The organism is Novacetimonas cocois, from assembly GCF_003311635.1.
Classification (GTDB): domain Bacteria; phylum Pseudomonadota; class Alphaproteobacteria; order Acetobacterales; family Acetobacteraceae; genus Novacetimonas; species Novacetimonas cocois.
Genome location: NZ_QEXL01000021.1, coordinates 19,005 through 34,605, shown reverse-complemented (window position 1 = coordinate 34,605; position 15,601 = coordinate 19,005). Strand labels below are relative to the sequence as shown.

Here is a 15,601-nt window from a genome sequence, read left to right as displayed (position 1 = left end):
TGTCTTCAAACACTCTTTCCATGAAAGAAAACAGCGGCAGAAGTCCACGGTCGGACCGGCATCAATCAGGCGGACTTGCGCCCGCGACGCTGCTTGGCCGGGGCCTCAACGGGGGTCTCGGCGGATGCGGCCGTAATCTTGCGTCCCAGACCGATTTCACGCGCCAGCGTGGAGCGGCGCTCGGCATAGTTGGGGGCGACCATTGGATAATCGCTCGGCAGGCCCCAGCGCTCCCGATACTGTTCAGGGGTCATGCCATAGGCGCTCTGCAGATGCCGCTTGAGCATCTTGAGCTTCTTTCCATCCTCAAGGCAGACGATATAGTCGGGGAAAACGGAACGCTTGATCGGCACGGCAGGCTGCAGCTTTTCAGGTTCCACCGCCGGCTGGTCCAGCGAGGTCAGGGCCTGATAGACCTGCTTGATAAGATCCGGAACAGTATCTGCTCCCACGGCATTATTTGAGACATGAGCTGACACGATCTGCGTGGTCAGTTCAAGAAAAGAGAAATCCTGCTCAGCGTCAGACATAATTCTATTCCAATTCTTTAATCGTGACGAATGCCGTTTCAATACAGGCACCATCCCCGCCCCGAATACGCAGTAGCCAATAAAAGCACCGGATACAATACTCGTTTCATCCAAAATCAAATTAAAATAAGGAAATATGCCCAATAAACATCCCACCTCCCTCACGAAACGGTCACTCTGGCATCCCATGCGACAGTGCTTTTCATGGCGTATGCTCTGTTGGCGCAGGCAATCCGGGAGGTCTGAATTATAAATTACATTTTCATATTGAAACCGGATGTAACACCGGGAAGATGCCGAAATAACGATTATTCAGTTCCAGCCCCGCGACAGCAACCATCCGCGCACAGCCATGTCATAACATCGGGAATGACGGGAATGTTTCGCTATTCCGGTGAAGAAATACGCACGAAACGCGCCGCCGAGACCACACAGGGGCGCGAAACATCTGTATTCATCTCCTCAATGGCGTCTTCACCGACCTTCGCCATGATCTCATGGATATCAACCGATGGATCCATTATCGAAAACATGAAACGGATGCGCGTCGCTTCTTCATCGGTGATGATCCGGTAGATGACCTGCCGCGCTTCCTTGCGGGTGACGACTATTTCCGCGCGGCGCAGTTCCGCCAGCTGCTGGCTCAATGTCGGCTGCCCTATACTTGTCGCGCTTTCGATCTGCCCGACGCTCTTTTCCCCCTCCAGCAGGGTGGCCAGCACAAGAAGCCGCTGGGGCTGTGCGAAAAGACGCAGGCGCTGGGCCAGAAGTTCGGCAGCCCCCCGCGTGCGCGGAAGGTTTTCTACTATCGCATTCATGATCGGTTACCGTAATACTGCCGCACTCGGCATCAGAAAAAAGAAAGAGCCATTCCCTATCGGCGCGCCGTCCGCATGCAAAGCCGCCTGCACCCCTGAATATCTTTCCCAATATCTTTTCCACGTGCATGCTTTGATGAAGGACATCGTACCCACGATATGAATATGTCGTTTGCGACCATAAAGTTTACACGACATAAGGATTATTTTACATACACGAATATATTAATTTATTAACCATTTGCCCCTTCTCCACGAAAGGAGGCATATCAGGACAAACTCGCGGCCCCTATCCCATCAGGATCAATATGATGCAACTCTATCCTCTCAGCCCCGATTTCACCGCTGCCTCGCAGATCACGCCTGCCGACCTGCCGGAAATTGTCCGACAGGGTTTCCGCGGCATCATCTGCATGCGCCCCGACGGGGAGGAATACGGTCAGCCAACCGCGGAAAGCCTGAAGGACGCCACGCTGGCCGCCGGCCTGCAGTTCGCATTCCTGCCTGTCGTGCCGGGACAGGTCACGCAGCATGAGGTGACGGAAATGCGCAGGGCGCTTGAGGAAATGGACGGTCCCATCCTGGGCTACTGCCGCTCGGGCAACCGGGTGGGACAGTTGTGGACCCTCGCCCGGCAGGGCTGATCCTTACCTGTCTGCACCGCCTTATCCGACACCGCGCAGGGTTCCTGTCATGCCCACCGTTCTTCTGGCCCACTGTCTGGATTTCGCGACCTGGCGCAATGCCACGCGCACCCTGATCCTGCACGGCATCAGGCCCGAAGACATCGTGTGGGACATCCAGGACCCGGCGGCACCCGTCGGGACACCCGGCCTTGCGACGCCGCTGGCGGACAGCCCCGCGCCCCACGCGACCTTTGGCGTTTCACGCGCTGTCATGCAACTGGCGGGCGATGTGCTCCAGACGCAGGCGCCCGACCGGTTCGGACTGGCCTACAGCCTGATCGCGCACCACGTTGCCGGCAGGAACGGACAGCACGACAGCGCCCCCGCCCCGGACATCGCCCGGGCCGAGGCTCTGGCCGAAGGCGTGCGCGACGATACGCGGGCGCTACGTGCCCTTGCCGCGCAACTGCGCCATGACGGGGGCACGGGCACGTGGGAAGGTACCTGCGACGCACCGGCCAGCTGCGTCCCCGAATGCAACGCACGTTTCATCACGCTGCAGCTTTCGTTCCAGCCATGGCGCCTCGAAATGGGCGACCGCACGATGCGATGGGATGGCGATGCGCTCCATCTGGAAGGCGCGTTACGCGATGCCAGCCCGGACTCCTTTCCCCCTCCTGCCCTGACGCTGGTGGAGGGGATGGACATCGAACGCATCACTTCCCTGCCCGCCGTGGCGGAAACCGCCCGATCCTGCCTGATCTGCCCCATGGCGCATCACGCGACCCAGACCGTCTTTGGCGAAGGCAGCGCGACCGCCTCCCTCATGTTCGTGGGCGAACAGCCGGGAGATCAGGAGGATCTGATCGGCCGCCCCTTTGTCGGGCCTGCGGGACAGCTGTTCGATCGCGCCCTGCAGGAGGTCGGCATCGCGCGCGACGACGTTTACGTGACGAACACGGTCAAGCATTTCAAATTTTTCAGGCGCAATGGCCGACGCATCCATCAGAAAGCCGGGGTGGAGGAAATCAGGGCCTGTGCGCCATGGCTGCAGGCGGAGCGCCGGCTGGTCCGACCGCGCCTTCTGGTCATGCTTGGCGCGACTGCGGCCAGTGCAATCCTGCAACGCCCTGTCGTTATAGGACGGGAGAGATCACATCCGATCCCGCTTGATGACGTGACACAGGGACTGGTGACGGTGCATCCATCATTCCTGCTGCGTCAGCCCACGGCCGAGGCACGGGAACGCGAATATGCACGGTTTGTGGAGGATCTGCGCCTTGCCCGCAGCCTGATTTCGTCGTGACCCGTATCCCATTCATCCACGGATGGAACAAATAAAGGGCTGTTTTCTTTCATGTGGCATGCAGCCCGGCCCTGCCACGAGGAAAGCCAATGACTGATATGCGCTCCCGGCACCGTTACCTGCCGCGATCTTGGTTTATCAAGGAACCGCCCCCAGTACCGCTACCGCCGGAAGCCGCATATTGTGCCAGCTGACCTGAAGATAGTTCCCTCCCTTATCGCGCGCGTCTTTCGCGGACGAGATTTTTCGATTCTCTCCCCTCCCGGCTACAACCGCATGAGCCGCCTGAAATGGCTCTACGCCCCCACGCCAGAGGCACTGGCCTTTGCCCTGCGCACGACCTTCGCGGCGCTGATGGCACTGACCATCGCGATGTGGATGGAACTCGACAGCCCGCCCTGGGCCGCCATGACGGTCTGGATCGTGGCGCAGGGATCGCGCGGGGAAAGCCTGTCAAAGGCGCGATGGCGCCTTGTGGGCACGGCGCTCGGGGCGATCAGCGCCGTGGTGATCGTCTGCTCCTTTCCACAGGCGCCGTGGCTGTTCTTTCCGGCGCTGAGCATCTGGATCGGGATATGCTGCGGATGCGCGACGCTGGTGCGCAATTTCCGGTCCTATGCGCTGGTGCTGTCGGGCTATACCTGTGCCATCATCGCACTGGCGGCCAGTCAGGATCCCGACAACATCTTCATGATAACGATGTCGCGCACGACCTATATCGTGCTGGGCATCTCGTGCGAGACGCTTGTCGCGGTCCTGTTCGCGCATAACCTTGCCTCTGCCGCGAAAAAGAACATGCGGCAGAAAATCCAGACGGCGCTGAGTACCTCGACACAGGCGGTCGCCAACCTTCTGGCAGGCGACGAGGAAGCCTTCGTGCGTTCGCGCGCCCTGTTCGGCACCATCCTGTCCATCAACGACCAGATCGAGTTCAGTGAGGTCGAGATGGGCCCCCACGGGCATGAGGGCGATCATGCGCGCGCGGCACTGGCGGCAGTGTCGGTCCTGCTGTCGCGCGGGTTGGGGATGATGGCGCGCATCAAGGCGCTGGGCACGATCAACCCCGTCTTTACCGAAACCAGCCTGCTGACCCGCACCTACCTGCTGGGCCTGCCCGCCCGCCTGGAATCCGATGCGCAGATACCGCAGCTGCTGAGCGACCTTCAGGATCTGCGCAGCGTATGCCGCCAGCGCATCATCGACGCCCTGACGGAGGAACTCAGCGCGACGGAGCCACACGATACCGAAACCATCGAGCGCCTGCTCAACTGCCGCATCCTGCATAACGCGCTGGACGAGCTTCTGGGGGAACTGGAACAGGCGATCGAGGAATTCGACGCTAGCCAGCACGAAATCCGGGGCGATCATTTCCATTTCCGCCTGCAGGCCCACCGCGATTTCAAGGAGGCGCTGTATAATGGCGTCCGCGCCGCCGTTGCGATCGGGACATCCGCGCTGATATGGGAAGTCACGGCATGGTCGAACGGCATCGGGTTCATCACAATGGTGGCCGTGACATGCGGCCTGTTCGCCACGCGCGAAAACCCGGTCCTGGGCACCATGAACTTCCTGCGCGGCGCGTGCTGGGCCGTGTTCGTATCGGCCTTCCTGGTGCTGCTGTTCCTGCCGCGACCGGCGGAATTCGAAATGCTGGCGGCTATCCTGGCCCTGCCGATGATTGCCGGCGGCCTTGCCGCGCGCAATCCCGCCACGGCCGGGGCGGCGGCGTCATATTCCCTGTTCCTGCCCAACCTTGTCGGTCCGGGCAACCAGACCCGCCTGAACGAAATCGCCTATTTCAATGCCTCGTTCGCCCTGCTGTGCAGCATCGGCTTCGCGGTCCTGATCTTCCGCGCCGTGCTGCCGTTCAACAGCGACGAGGAACGCTGGCGCATGCGCAACCGCACGCTGCATGACCTGCGGCACCTGGCTTCGGCCAATCCGCTGCCGCAGGCACGGGCGTGGATCGGACGCAACACCGACCGTTTCTCCCGCCTGATCCGCCATGCGGGCCCCACTCCCTCCCCCACGATCGAGGCCTATCTGCAGGGCACGCTGTCCGCCATGACGATCGGGCTGAACATCATCCGCCTGCGCGTCGTCCTCGAACGCAGCCAGCTGCCGGAGTCCGCCAACCGCGCGATTTCGCTGTTCCTGCATCGCATGGCGCAGTTCAGTGGCCGTTACGGCCGCACGGCGCGGGTCGCCCGCAACGCCACGCGCGCGCTGCGGATGCTGGAGGCCAAGGAAACCAACATCACCGCCCGTGTGGAGATGACACGCGCCATTGCCTATCTTCTGGTCATCTCTTACGAACTTGATGCCAATGCCGCCTTCCTTGACGCATCGCAGCCCTATCGCTCCAGCGAGATGATCGGTTAGGAACACGAACGACGGCCCGTGATGCGCACGAAAGGCTGAGGGCCGCCGTTCCATACCCGCACCAGCGACCAGGGCCAGATGACACAGACGCACCCGACCAAACCCCTGCACCCTGAAACCCTGGTCCTGCGGGGGCGGGTCGTCACGTTTCGCGACAACCCTTTCACCTGCGATCCGCTCCTCGCGCTGTATCATGAGGAAGACGGCGCGGTCGTCATCCGCGACGGACGGATCGTCACGCTCGGCGCGTATGTGGACGTCCATCCCGACCTGCCACCCGACGCCCGCATCGTGCATTATCCCGACAGCCTGATTTCAGCCGGCTTCATCGACACGCATGTCCATTATCCGCAGCTGCCGATGATCGCCGCCTATGGCGAACAGCTGCTGGAATGGCTGGAACGCTATACCTTCCCGACCGAAAGCCGTTTTGGCGATCCGGTCTATGCGCAGGATATCGCGCGACGGTTCCTGACCGAACTGCTGCGGTGCGGCACGACGACGGCGGCCGTGTTCTGCACGGTCCATCCCCAGTCGGTCGAGGCGTTCTTTCGCGAATCAGAACGTCTCGATACCCTCATGATCGCCGGAAAGGTCCTGATGGACCGCAATGCGCCCCCTGCCCTGCGCGATACGGCACAGGGCGGATATGACGACTCCCTCGCGCTGATACGCCGCTGGCACGGGCGCGGGCGGCAGATGTATGCCGTGACCCCACGCTTCGCCCCCACCAGCAGCGAAGGGCAGCTTGAACTTGCCGGCGCCCTGCTTGCCCATGACGACACGCTTTTCATGCAGACGCACCTTGCGGAAAACCTGGCCGAGGTCGAATGGGTACGCACCCTGTTCCCGGCGCGCCGCTCCTATCTCGACGTGTACGCGCATGCCGGCCTTGTGCGTCCGCGCGCCATCCTGGGCCATGCGATCCATGTCGATGAACAGGACCTGACGACCTGCCATCATGCCGGATGCGCGCTGGCCCATTGCCCGACCTCCAACCTGTTCCTCGGCAGTGGCAGCTTCCGGCTGTTCGATGCCCTCGACCCGAAACGCCCGGTCCGGGTCGGGCTGGGAACCGACATCGGCGCGGGCACCAGCCTGTCACAGCTGCAGAGCCTTAACGAAGCCTACAAGGTCGCGCAGGGAACGGGCCATCGCCTGCATCCAATACAGGCCTTCTGGCTGGCGACGGCGGGCGGGGCGCGTGCGCTGCACCTCGATCACAGGATCGGGACGATCGCGCCGGGGATGGAGGCGGACCTGTGCATCCTCGACCCCGCGGCGACGCCGTTGCAGGCATTGCGGGTCCAGTCATGCGATTCGATCAGCGACCTGCTGTTCTCGCTCATGATGCTGGGGGACGACCGCAGCGTTCGCGCCACCTATGTCGCGGGTCGGCTGGTGCATGAGCGCGACTGAACGCCGCACGGCACGAAACGTGGCCTGACGCAGGTTCCACGGGTAGGGCTGACACATATTGTCTGGGAAAGATTTACCTGCATTGCCTGTCGCGCCATAGCGCGGGCATGACAGCGCAGGACATGACATCTGGCGGAGAGGGTGGGATTCGAACCCACGGTACGCTTGCACGCACAACGGTTTTCGAGACCGCCCCGTTCGACCGCTCCGGCACCTCTCCTGATGTCAGCGGCGTTGGTGCGGGCTTATACGGTGGACATGCAACGCGCGCAAGGGGTTGCGGATGTTTTTTGCGCCCGCGCGCGAAACATGCGCGGAATCGGGAATAACGATTGACGGACCGCCCCCCGCCGATTAGAAGCCTGCCCTCAACCCCCGCGCAGACGGGGGGTGCCGCGCATGGTTCGCGGCCAATGTGAAAAAGCGACCGGGCCACGCCGCCTGCACCAACATCCTGACGGTGCCGCGCTGACCCAGAGATCGGAAAGACAGAGAATTATGTTCGCAGTTATCCGCACCGGCGGAAAGCAGTACCGCGTTTCCAAGGACACCGTCCTGAAGATCGAGAAGCTGGAAGCCGAAGCCGGCGTCACCATCACGTTCGATCAGGTCCTGGCCGTCGGCGGCGAAGGTTCCACCACGATCGGCAGCCCCACCGTTGCCGGCGCGACCGTCACCGCGACCGTCATCGCGCAGGACCGCCTGGCGAAGGTGATCATCTTCAAGAAGCGCCGTCGGCAGAACAGCCGCCGCAAGAACGGCCACCGTCAGCCCGTGACCGTGGTGCGTATCGCCGCAATCAACGCTGCCTGATCCCCGCACCGGGGGCAGCGATTGATGCCCGCCGGTCCAGGTCAAGATCAGTCAACAAGTTTCAGGAGTTCAGGCAATGGCACAAAAAAAGGCAGGCGGTTCTTCCCGCAACGGACGCGATAGCGCCGGTCGCCGTCTCGGCGTCAAGAAGTTCGGTGGCGAAAGCGTCGTCGCAGGCAACATCATCGTGCGCCAGCGCGGCACGAAGATGAAGCCCGGCACCAATGTCGGCCTCGGCCGCGACCACACGATCTTCTCGCTCGTCGACGGGCATGTGAAGTTCGAACGCCGCGCCGAAGGCCGCGTGCATGTTTCGGTCGAAGCCCTGCCCGCAGCCGCGGAATAAAAACTGTTCCCATCCGGGAGACAGTTCAGACCAGAGGGGGACGGTCACGTGGGGCCGTCCCCTTTTTCGTATCGATACCACGGCGTGTTTCTGGTATCAGACACGTCCATGGGGCTGCCACCGGCCCAGATCGGACCCGTGAGCGATGAAGTTTCTTGATCAGGCCAAAATTTTCGTGAAATCCGGCGATGGCGGCGATGGCGTCATTGCGTTCAGGCGCGAAAAATACATTGAATTCGGCGGCCCCGACGGCGGCAATGGCGGACGCGGCGGCGATATCATCTTCGTGGCCGTGGACAACCTCAACACCCTGATCGATTTTCGCTATACGCAGCATTTCCGCGCGCGTAAGGGCGGAAACGGCGCGGGATCCGACCGCACCGGTGCCGCCGCGGCCCCGGTCATCATACAGGTTCCCGTCGGCACGCAGATTTTCGACGAGGACCGCGAAACCCTTCTTGGCGATCTGGACGAGGCGGGCAAGCGGCTGCTGCTGTGTCGCGGCGGCGATGGCGGTCGCGGCAACGCCCATTACAAGACCAGCACCAACCGCGCGCCACGCCGCGCCGATCCCGGCTGGCCCGGGGAGGAACGCTGGGTCTGGCTGCGGCTGAAGCTGATTGCCGATGTCGGGCTGGTCGGCCTGCCGAATGCCGGGAAATCGACCTTCCTGTCCGTTGTCTCCGCAGCACGGCCCAAGATCGCCGATTATCCCTTCACCACCCTGCATCCCCAGCTTGGCGTCGTGCGCCTGTCGGTGACCGAGGAATTCGTCATCGCGGACATTCCCGGCCTGATCGAGGGCGCGCATGAGGGCACCGGGCTGGGCGATCGGTTCCTTGGCCATGTCGAACGCTGCGCCGTGCTGGTCCACCTGATCGACGGCACGCAGGAGGACGTGGTGCAGGCATGGCGCACCATTCGCCATGAACTGGCGGAATATGGCGGCGGACTGGCGGAAAAGCCGGAAATCATCGTCCTGAACAAGATCGACGCCATGTCGCCCGAAGACATCACGCAACGTTGCCAGTTGCTGGAACAGGCCAGCGGAAGGCCGGTGATGACCATGTCCGGCGTATCACGTCAGGGCGTGGACAAGGTCCTGCGCCTGGTTCAGGACCAGATCACCCGCATTCGCGCCGATGACGACGCCACCCCCGACACCCCGGCCTGACAACGCAGAAGACACCGACCGTGACAGCTTTTCCCACCCTGCCCAGCCTGAAAAATGGACAGCGCATTGTCGTCAAGATCGGAAGCGCGCTGGTCGTCGATCCGCAGAGCGCCTCCCCCCGGCAGGCGTGGCTGGAAAGCGTGGCCGCAGACATCGCGCGACTGCGCGGGGATGGGGTGCAGGTCATCGTCGTCTCCTCCGGCGCGATCGCCCTTGCCCGGCACCAGCTGGGCCTGACGCGACGGGTGCTGCGGCTGGATGAAAAGCAGGCCGCGGCCTCCGTGGGGCAGATCCGGCTGGCGCAGGCCTGGGCCAATGCCCTGTCGCGCCACGACCTCAATGCGGCGCAACTGCTGCTGACGCCCGACGATACCGAACATCGCCGCCGTTACCTCAATGCCCGTGCGTCGCTCAATACGTTGCTGACGCTGGGATGCGTCCCGATCATCAATGAAAATGACGCCATCGCCACGACGGAAATCCGCTTTGGCGACAATGACCGTCTGGCCGCCCGCGTGGCGGAAATGACCAATTCGGACCAGCTTGTCCTGCTGTCGGACATTGACGGGCTTTATACAGCCGACCCCCGCGTCAATCCCGCCGCGCGGCACCTGCCGCTGGTCGAAAGCCTGACTGACGAGATCGAAGCCATGGGGGGCGCCCCGCCGCCGGGTTATTCCTCTGGCGGGATGCGCACCAAACTGATGGCCGCCCGCATCGCCACGCAGGCGGGATGCGCCATGGTCATCGCGCAGGGCAAGCCACTGCACCCGCTGCGCGCGCTGATGGATGGCGGGCGCTGCACATGGTTCCTTCCGTCGCCCGACGCGCGCTCGGCGCGAAAGAAATGGATCGGCGGCAGCCTTACGCCTGCGGGCAACCTGGTGATCGACGATGGCGCGGTGCGCGCGCTGCTGAGCGGATCATCCCTCCTGCCTGCCGGGGTTCATGCCGTATCGGGGGAATTCGACCGTGGCGATCTGGTCAGCGTGACGGACATGTCCGGACAGCGCATTGCCCATGGCCTCGCCTCCTACAGCCTAGCAGACGCCCTACGCATTGCCGGCCGCCAGTCGGATGAAATCGAGGCGATCCTTGGCTGGCATGGCGGCGATGAACTCATTCACCGCGATGACCTCGTCCTCAACGACAGGGCCTGCACGCAGCCGGCCTGACCTGCCGCCGCTGAGGGTAATCAGCGACGGGGCGGCCAGCGGAGGGTTGGCTCCGACCTCTGCCGACGCTCTGCCCAGCGGGCGGTGCGGGGAATGCCCGTCTCCACCTTCCGCGCCATGGCGGCCCTGACCCCGGTTTCCGCATCCGTCGGGCCGTTCTTCAGCATGGGCGCGCGCTGGACACGCAGGGGCACGCCATCGCGTGCCACCGTCCTGCCTGCATCGGCCGCGGCCTGTCCGCCATTCCCTTCCCCTTCGCGTCCATCGGGGGGCACAGGCGCCGCGCTGGTGGCGGGCGCTTCATCCGGCGATGGTGGTGACGGAGGAACATCGTCAGGCGCCTCCCCTGCCCATGGCGGAGCGGGACGGGTCATGGGACGGCGTTCATAGGCGGGAATATCACATTCGGGATCATCGGGGTCGAGGCGCCGCGCCGGGGATGGCGTGGCCGCCTGCCTTTCGGCCCCGTGATCCCCGTCCTGCTGTCGCAAGACCTCCGCCAGGGGTTCGCTGGCGGCGGTTTCCGCCTCATCGCGCGTGGCGGAGGATGCGCCCGACACGGCCATGACCCGCAGTTCCGCCTGCAGGTCATCGATCTGCATCGCCAGCGCGTCAAGCCGCCCCTTGACGCCGATCACGGCGAACGGGACCAGCATCCACAGGATCGCGAACAGCAGGCCAGCCATCAGGACCAGCACCTGCGCCCATCCCGGCAGCCATTCCGGCCATGGTATCGTCATGGGTGTCTCTCGACCTTCATCATGACAGGCAACACGTCCTCAACCCCATCCTTCCGCCATCCGGGCGGGGATATCACATGCCCAGCGCGCGACGGTAGATGTCGAGGAGGGTTTCCTGTTCCTCCACCTCGGCCGGTTCCTGCTTGCGCAGGCGGATGATCTGGCGGATGACCTTCGTGTCAAATCCCGCCGACTTCGCCTCGGTGTAGATATCCTTGATATCGCCAGCAAGCGCCTTGCGCTCTTCTTCCAGCCGCTCGATACGTTCAATGATGCTGCGTAGCCGGTCGGCAGCAATTCCGCCAACGGCCGCGCTGCCCTCGTCAGTTTCGAAATTATCGGCACTCATGCCTGCTGCCTCCGGATATAGTGAACTGGGGCGCGATACCCCGCCATGCCGCGCACGGGCATGTAACGTGGATGACGCATTCGAACGGCGGGCTTATCGCGATGGCGGACGCGGGTCAATGCCAGCTTGACATGCTCCGAAAGGCGGCCCTAATCGGTCGTGACCGTTGGTATCGGCCCGTCCGTGTTGCCGGTGTGCCACGCATGCCGGATACGGGGCTAGAAACAGAACCAGGCAGGAGGCCGATTTTCATGGCACATCTTCCCCCCGTCGACACGTTCGACTACATCGTATTCGGTGGAACGGGCGACCTGACCATGCGCAAGCTGCTGCCTGCGCTGTATTACCGTTTCCGTGACGGGCAGATCCCCGATGACGCGCGCATCATCGCCACGGCGCGCTCCCCCCTGTCGCGGGAGGAATATCAGGGCCGCGCGAAGCAGGCCCTGCATGACCATGTCGCCGCTGACGCGCTGGAGGCCAGCACGGTCGCGCGCTTCATAGACCTGCTGTATTACGTCAGCCTCAACGGTGCGGAAGCCCAGAGCCACTGGTCCGACCTGAAGACGCTGCTGGACATGAAGCCCGACAGCCGCATACGGGTCTATTACCTTGCGACCTCCCCCGCGCTTTATGGACAGATCTGCGAAAACCTGAGCAAACAGGGCCTGATCACCGACCAGTCGCGCGTGGTTCTGGAAAAGCCGATCGGCACCGACCTGCAGAGCGCCAACGCCATCAATGACAGCGTGGGGCAGCATTTCCCCGAAAACCATATCTTCCGCATTGACCATTACCTGGGCAAGGAAACGGTCCAGAACCTGATCGCGCTGCGCTTTGCCAATCCCGTGTTCGAACGGCTGTGGACCAGCGACGCCATCGACTATGTCCAGATCACGGCTGCGGAAACCGTGGGCGTGGAGGGACGCGGCGCATATTATGACAAGTCCGGCGCCCTGCGCGACATGATCCAGAACCATCTGCTGCAGGTCCTGTGTCTGGTCGCGATGGACCCGCCCGTCTCGCTCGACGCCGACAGCGTGCGCAACGAGAAGCTCAAGGTGCTGCACGCCCTCAAGCCGATCGAACCGTCGGAGGTCGCGATCTATACCTCGCGCGGGCAGTACATGCGCGGCAAGATCAACGGCCAGACGGTCGGAAGCTATGTCGAGGACCTTGGCGAAGGCGTGACCAGCGAGACGGAGACCTTTGTCGCGCTGAAGACCGAAATCCTGTCATGGCGGTGGGGAAACGTGCCCTTCTACCTGCGCTCGGGCAAGCGGATGGCGGAAAAGTGCAGCGAGGTGGTGATACAGTTCAAGGCCGCGCCATGGACCATCTTCACCAACAGGCCCGCGCCCAACCGGCTCATCATCCGCATCCAGCCTGACGAGGGGGTGATGCTGTCGGTTTCCACCAAGGACCCGACCCCGACCGACAGCCTGACCCTGCGCGAGGCGGACATCAACATCGAATTCGAGAAGGCGTTCAACATCCGCTATCCCGATTCCTATGAGCGGCTGCTGCTTGACGTGGTGCGTGGCGACCCGATCCTGTTCATCCGCCGCGACGAGGTCGAGGCCGCATGGAAATGGATCGACCCCATCCTGCAGGGCTGGAGCAAGAACGAGGCGCCGCTGGAACCCTATCCCGCCGGGACATGGGGCCCCGAAGGCGCACGCAACCTGCTGGCGCAGTCGGGTCACCTGTGGCACGAGGACATGAAATAACGCATGGCCGTCCCCCCCCGCCTTTCCGGTCGTTCCCGCACGCCCATGACGATCCGACAGCGGATTATCCGACGGGTGCTGATGGTGATCCCGATGGCCCTTCTGGCCTTTGTTGTCGCGCGCATGGGATGGCTGGACCAGGCGGCAGACCGGCTGACATTTTCCAAGGTCAGCTGGTTTGACAACACCGCCCTTGTCGAACATTTCCGCACGGTCGTGACGCATAATGGCATGACGCACGACCGCAAGGACTGCCTGCTGTTCGTGCTGAACGGCAACGACCCGCCCGACGCGACCAAGCTGGATGTCATGGAACGTCATTCGGGGTCGTGCCCCGGCGATCGCAACACCCTGCCACGCCTCTTCACCCTCAAGGTGGACCGGCTGTCGCAGAGCGTTCAGACCGACTGGCAGACCCCCGGCGTCTTCCACGCCATGCCGCGCTGAGGAACGCGCGCCGCGACGTCAGGGCTGTCGGGCAAAGGCCGCCCGCAGCCTGTGCGCGCCGTACCGGATGGCTGATTTCCCACCGGGCAGGAATGCGTAGAAATTAAGGAACCCGTGCACCGTCCCGCGCCATGTGCGGGTAACGGCCTCCGACCCCGCCTTTTCCATCGCCGCCGCGTATCCGGTCCCCTCATCATGCAGGGGATCGCACTGCGCAAGGCCGATGACGGCGGGCGGCAGGTTGGCAAGCGACGCCGCGAAGATGGGGGCCAGACGGGGATCACAAAGGTCCTTCGGATCGCGGATATACTCCTCCGCGTACCATTCCATCACCCGCGTGCTCAGGATATAGCCGCTTGCATAGACATCGCGCGACGGAACGGGCTTTTCCCCATATAGCGACGGGTAATAGAGCAGTTGCATGGCAAGGGGAGGATGGCCGTGGTCGCGGTTCATCTGGCTGATGACGGCGGCCAGCGTGCCCCCCGCGCTGTCGCCCGCCACCGCCATCGCACCGCCCCAGCGCCAGGCCTCCCCCCTGAGCCAGTTCAGCGCGGCCCAGCAGTCATCCACCGCCGCAGGGAATTTATTTTCCGGCGCCAGGCGGTAATCGAACGACAGGACGGCCGCCCCCGACTGCCGCGCAAGGCGGCAGCAGATCCCGTGATGCGAATTCAGCCCGCAATGCACATACCCGCCCCCGTGCATGAACAGGACCACGCCGCGCACCTTGCCATAAGGGATGTACAGCCGCGCGGGACGCAGTTCGGTCGCGCCGGGCACCCGCATGTCGATCACGCGACGGACCTGCAGGCTGGACAGCTTTTTGGGAAAGCTGGGACGGTCAAAGCGCCTGCGGATATCCTCCAGCGTATGGGGAACATGTTTTGTGCTGGAGGACCGGAGCCTGATCCCCAGCAGGAAGAGACGTGTAAAAAGCCCCGGCGGACGTCCGCCCGCGTGGCATGCGGACGCCGGGACATCGGATGCTGACACCTGTGCGCCTTTCCTGACTGATCATAAGTTTTCGCGTCCCAAGGCTTTAGCCCTTGACGCGCACCGCATGCACCGCCAGTTTCCGCATGCCAGACGGTCGGACGACCGCTGTTGGTGCGCATCCGCGCAGTGATGGAGGAAAGTCCGGGCTCCACGGAAGAACGGTGCCGGCTAACGGCCGGCGGGGGCGACCCCAGGGACAGTGCCACAGAAAACAGACCGCCCCCACGGCCCATGTCGCGTCCATCGGGCGTGACGCCGGGTTGGGGGCAAGGGTGAAACGGTGCGGCAAGAGCGCACCGCGCGCATGGTAACATGGGCGGCAGGGCAAACCCCACCGGGAGCAAGACCGAATAGGAACGACAGGCGGGCGAAATCCGTTTCGCGCCGTCAGGGGCTTTCCGCCCCGTCGTTCGGGTTGGTCGCGTGAGGCGTGTCGCAAGCCACGTCCCAGAGGAATGGTCGTCCCGTTCCCCCTGCGGGAACGGACAGAACCCGGCTTACAGACCGTCTGGCATCCCTTCGCGCCTGCAATACCTGTCCCGCGCCGGATCGCGGAAGCGACGCCGCGTAAGTATCCATCATTAAGAACAAAACATAAACATTCACTGATTGGATACGATTATGGTCCTGATGCGCGGGATATATTCCTCTTTACCTGCCATTACGCCCCCTGTCGTTGAACAATAGCGGTTTTCCGCCAACTTTTGGATATCTTTAATTGACCGCCCATGAAATCCCATGATATCC

At 63.1% G+C, this 15,601-nt stretch carries 15 protein-coding genes, 1 tRNA gene and 1 other RNA gene; 11 read left to right on the top strand and 6 right to left on the bottom strand.

The genetic code is table 11. The features are described from left to right. Window positions 1–65: 65 nt before the first annotated feature. Window positions 66–530 carry a MucR family transcriptional regulator gene (locus tag NJLHNGOC_RS13820; protein ID WP_113596891.1) on the bottom strand — a complete coding sequence of 155 codons (465 nt, stop codon included), beginning with the start codon at window positions 528–530 and terminating at the stop codon, window positions 66–68. Between the two features lie 386 nt (window positions 531–916). Next, window positions 917–1,348 (bottom strand): ArsR/SmtB family transcription factor, encoded by a 432-nt coding sequence (locus tag NJLHNGOC_RS13815; protein WP_113596890.1) that lies wholly within the window; start codon window positions 1,346–1,348, stop codon window positions 917–919. Window positions 1,349–1,659: 311 nt separating this feature from the next. Here NJLHNGOC_RS13815 and NJLHNGOC_RS13810 point away from each other — a divergent pair, with 311 nt between their 5' ends. From NJLHNGOC_RS13810 to guaD, 4 genes are all read left to right on the top strand, one after another. Beyond that, window positions 1,660–1,992: a TIGR01244 family sulfur transferase gene (locus NJLHNGOC_RS13810; protein WP_113596900.1), complete on the top strand. Its 333-nt coding sequence runs from the start codon at window positions 1,660–1,662 to the stop codon at window positions 1,990–1,992. A 49-nt stretch (window positions 1,993–2,041) separates the two neighbouring features. Next, entirely contained in the window at window positions 2,042–3,280 is a 1,239-nt protein-coding gene (locus NJLHNGOC_RS13805) for a UdgX family uracil-DNA binding protein (RefSeq protein WP_113596889.1), read from the top strand. A gap of 183 nt (window positions 3,281–3,463) precedes the next feature. Then, window positions 3,464–5,662: an FUSC family protein gene (locus NJLHNGOC_RS13800; protein WP_113596888.1), complete on the top strand. Its 2,199-nt coding sequence runs from the start codon at window positions 3,464–3,466 to the stop codon at window positions 5,660–5,662. Between the two features lie 78 nt (window positions 5,663–5,740). Beyond that, complete coding sequence (gene guaD, locus NJLHNGOC_RS13795; RefSeq protein WP_113596887.1) at window positions 5,741–7,081, top strand: guanine deaminase; 1,341 nt, start codon at window positions 5,741–5,743, stop codon at window positions 7,079–7,081. 130 nt (window positions 7,082–7,211) lie between these two features. Here guaD and NJLHNGOC_RS13790 read toward each other — a convergent pair. Continuing rightward, window positions 7,212–7,301, bottom strand: a tRNA-Ser gene (locus NJLHNGOC_RS13790). 278 nt (window positions 7,302–7,579) lie between these two features. Between NJLHNGOC_RS13790 and rplU the strand changes: the two genes are divergently transcribed. From rplU to proB, 4 genes are all read left to right on the top strand, one after another. Beyond that, window positions 7,580–7,894 carry a 50S ribosomal protein L21 gene (rplU, locus tag NJLHNGOC_RS13785; protein ID WP_113596886.1) on the top strand — a complete coding sequence of 105 codons (315 nt, stop codon included), beginning with the start codon at window positions 7,580–7,582 and terminating at the stop codon, window positions 7,892–7,894. Between the two features lie 76 nt (window positions 7,895–7,970). Next, window positions 7,971–8,240, top strand: coding sequence for a 50S ribosomal protein L27 (gene rpmA, locus NJLHNGOC_RS13780; RefSeq protein ID WP_110526302.1), 270 nt, complete (start codon window positions 7,971–7,973; stop codon window positions 8,238–8,240). A 145-nt stretch (window positions 8,241–8,385) separates the two neighbouring features. Continuing rightward, window positions 8,386–9,414 (top strand): GTPase ObgE, encoded by a 1,029-nt coding sequence (gene obgE, locus NJLHNGOC_RS13775; protein WP_113596885.1) that lies wholly within the window; start codon window positions 8,386–8,388, stop codon window positions 9,412–9,414. Window positions 9,415–9,434: 20 nt separating this feature from the next. Then, the gene (proB, locus tag NJLHNGOC_RS13770; protein WP_113596884.1) at window positions 9,435–10,589 is read left to right on the top strand and encodes a glutamate 5-kinase; all 1,155 of its coding nucleotides are present in this window, start codon (window positions 9,435–9,437) and stop codon (window positions 10,587–10,589) included. A 20-nt stretch (window positions 10,590–10,609) separates the two neighbouring features. On the opposite strand, the gene NJLHNGOC_RS13765 is transcribed toward proB, so the two are convergent. Beyond that, a complete protein-coding gene (locus NJLHNGOC_RS13765; protein ID WP_239021543.1) occupies window positions 10,610–11,329 on the bottom strand; it encodes a hypothetical protein in 720 nt (239 codons plus the stop codon). A 73-nt stretch (window positions 11,330–11,402) separates the two neighbouring features. Continuing rightward, window positions 11,403–11,678: a DUF2312 domain-containing protein gene (locus NJLHNGOC_RS13760; RefSeq protein ID WP_110526291.1), complete on the bottom strand. Its 276-nt coding sequence runs from the start codon at window positions 11,676–11,678 to the stop codon at window positions 11,403–11,405. Between the two features lie 251 nt (window positions 11,679–11,929). On the opposite strand from NJLHNGOC_RS13760, the gene zwf reads away from it, so the two are divergent. Next, window positions 11,930–13,408, top strand: coding sequence for a glucose-6-phosphate dehydrogenase (gene zwf, locus NJLHNGOC_RS13755; RefSeq protein ID WP_113596883.1), 1,479 nt, complete (start codon window positions 11,930–11,932; stop codon window positions 13,406–13,408). Between the two features lie 3 nt (window positions 13,409–13,411). Then, window positions 13,412–13,855: a hypothetical protein gene (locus NJLHNGOC_RS13750; protein WP_113596882.1), complete on the top strand. Its 444-nt coding sequence runs from the start codon at window positions 13,412–13,414 to the stop codon at window positions 13,853–13,855. 18 nt (window positions 13,856–13,873) lie between these two features. On the opposite strand, the gene NJLHNGOC_RS13745 is transcribed toward NJLHNGOC_RS13750, so the two are convergent. Next, window positions 13,874–14,851: an alpha/beta hydrolase gene (locus NJLHNGOC_RS13745; protein ID WP_113596881.1), complete on the bottom strand. Its 978-nt coding sequence runs from the start codon at window positions 14,849–14,851 to the stop codon at window positions 13,874–13,876. Between the two features lie 89 nt (window positions 14,852–14,940). Here NJLHNGOC_RS13745 and rnpB point away from each other — a divergent pair. Beyond that, window positions 14,941–15,370: RNase P RNA component class A (gene rnpB / locus NJLHNGOC_RS13740), an RNA gene on the top strand. The last annotated feature ends 231 nt before the right edge of the window (window positions 15,371–15,601 follow it).

Excerpts from the sequence above, each read along its gene's own strand:
- NJLHNGOC_RS13760 (WP_110526291.1), bottom strand. The coding sequence starts at position 11,678 with ATGAGTGCCGATAATTTCGAAACTGACGAGGGCAGCGCGGCCGTTGGC.
- NJLHNGOC_RS13805 (WP_113596889.1), top strand. The coding sequence starts at position 2,042 with ATGCCCACCGTTCTTCTGGCCCACTGTCTGGATTTCGCGACCTGGCGC.
- NJLHNGOC_RS13820 (WP_113596891.1), bottom strand. The coding sequence starts at position 530 with ATGTCTGACGCTGAGCAGGATTTCTCTTTTCTTGAACTGACCACGCAG.
- rplU (WP_113596886.1), top strand. The coding sequence starts at position 7,580 with ATGTTCGCAGTTATCCGCACCGGCGGAAAGCAGTACCGCGTTTCCAAG.
- obgE (WP_113596885.1), top strand. The coding sequence starts at position 8,386 with ATGAAGTTTCTTGATCAGGCCAAAATTTTCGTGAAATCCGGCGATGGC.
- NJLHNGOC_RS13765 (WP_239021543.1), bottom strand. The coding sequence starts at position 11,329 with ATGACGATACCATGGCCGGAATGGCTGCCGGGATGGGCGCAGGTGCTG.
- NJLHNGOC_RS13810 (WP_113596900.1), top strand. The coding sequence starts at position 1,660 with ATGCAACTCTATCCTCTCAGCCCCGATTTCACCGCTGCCTCGCAGATC.
- NJLHNGOC_RS13815 (WP_113596890.1), bottom strand. The coding sequence starts at position 1,348 with ATGAATGCGATAGTAGAAAACCTTCCGCGCACGCGGGGGGCTGCCGAA.
- guaD (WP_113596887.1), top strand. The coding sequence starts at position 5,741 with ATGACACAGACGCACCCGACCAAACCCCTGCACCCTGAAACCCTGGTC.
- rpmA (WP_110526302.1), top strand. The coding sequence starts at position 7,971 with ATGGCACAAAAAAAGGCAGGCGGTTCTTCCCGCAACGGACGCGATAGC.
- zwf (WP_113596883.1), top strand. The coding sequence starts at position 11,930 with ATGGCACATCTTCCCCCCGTCGACACGTTCGACTACATCGTATTCGGT.
- NJLHNGOC_RS13750 (WP_113596882.1), top strand. The coding sequence starts at position 13,412 with ATGGCCGTCCCCCCCCGCCTTTCCGGTCGTTCCCGCACGCCCATGACG.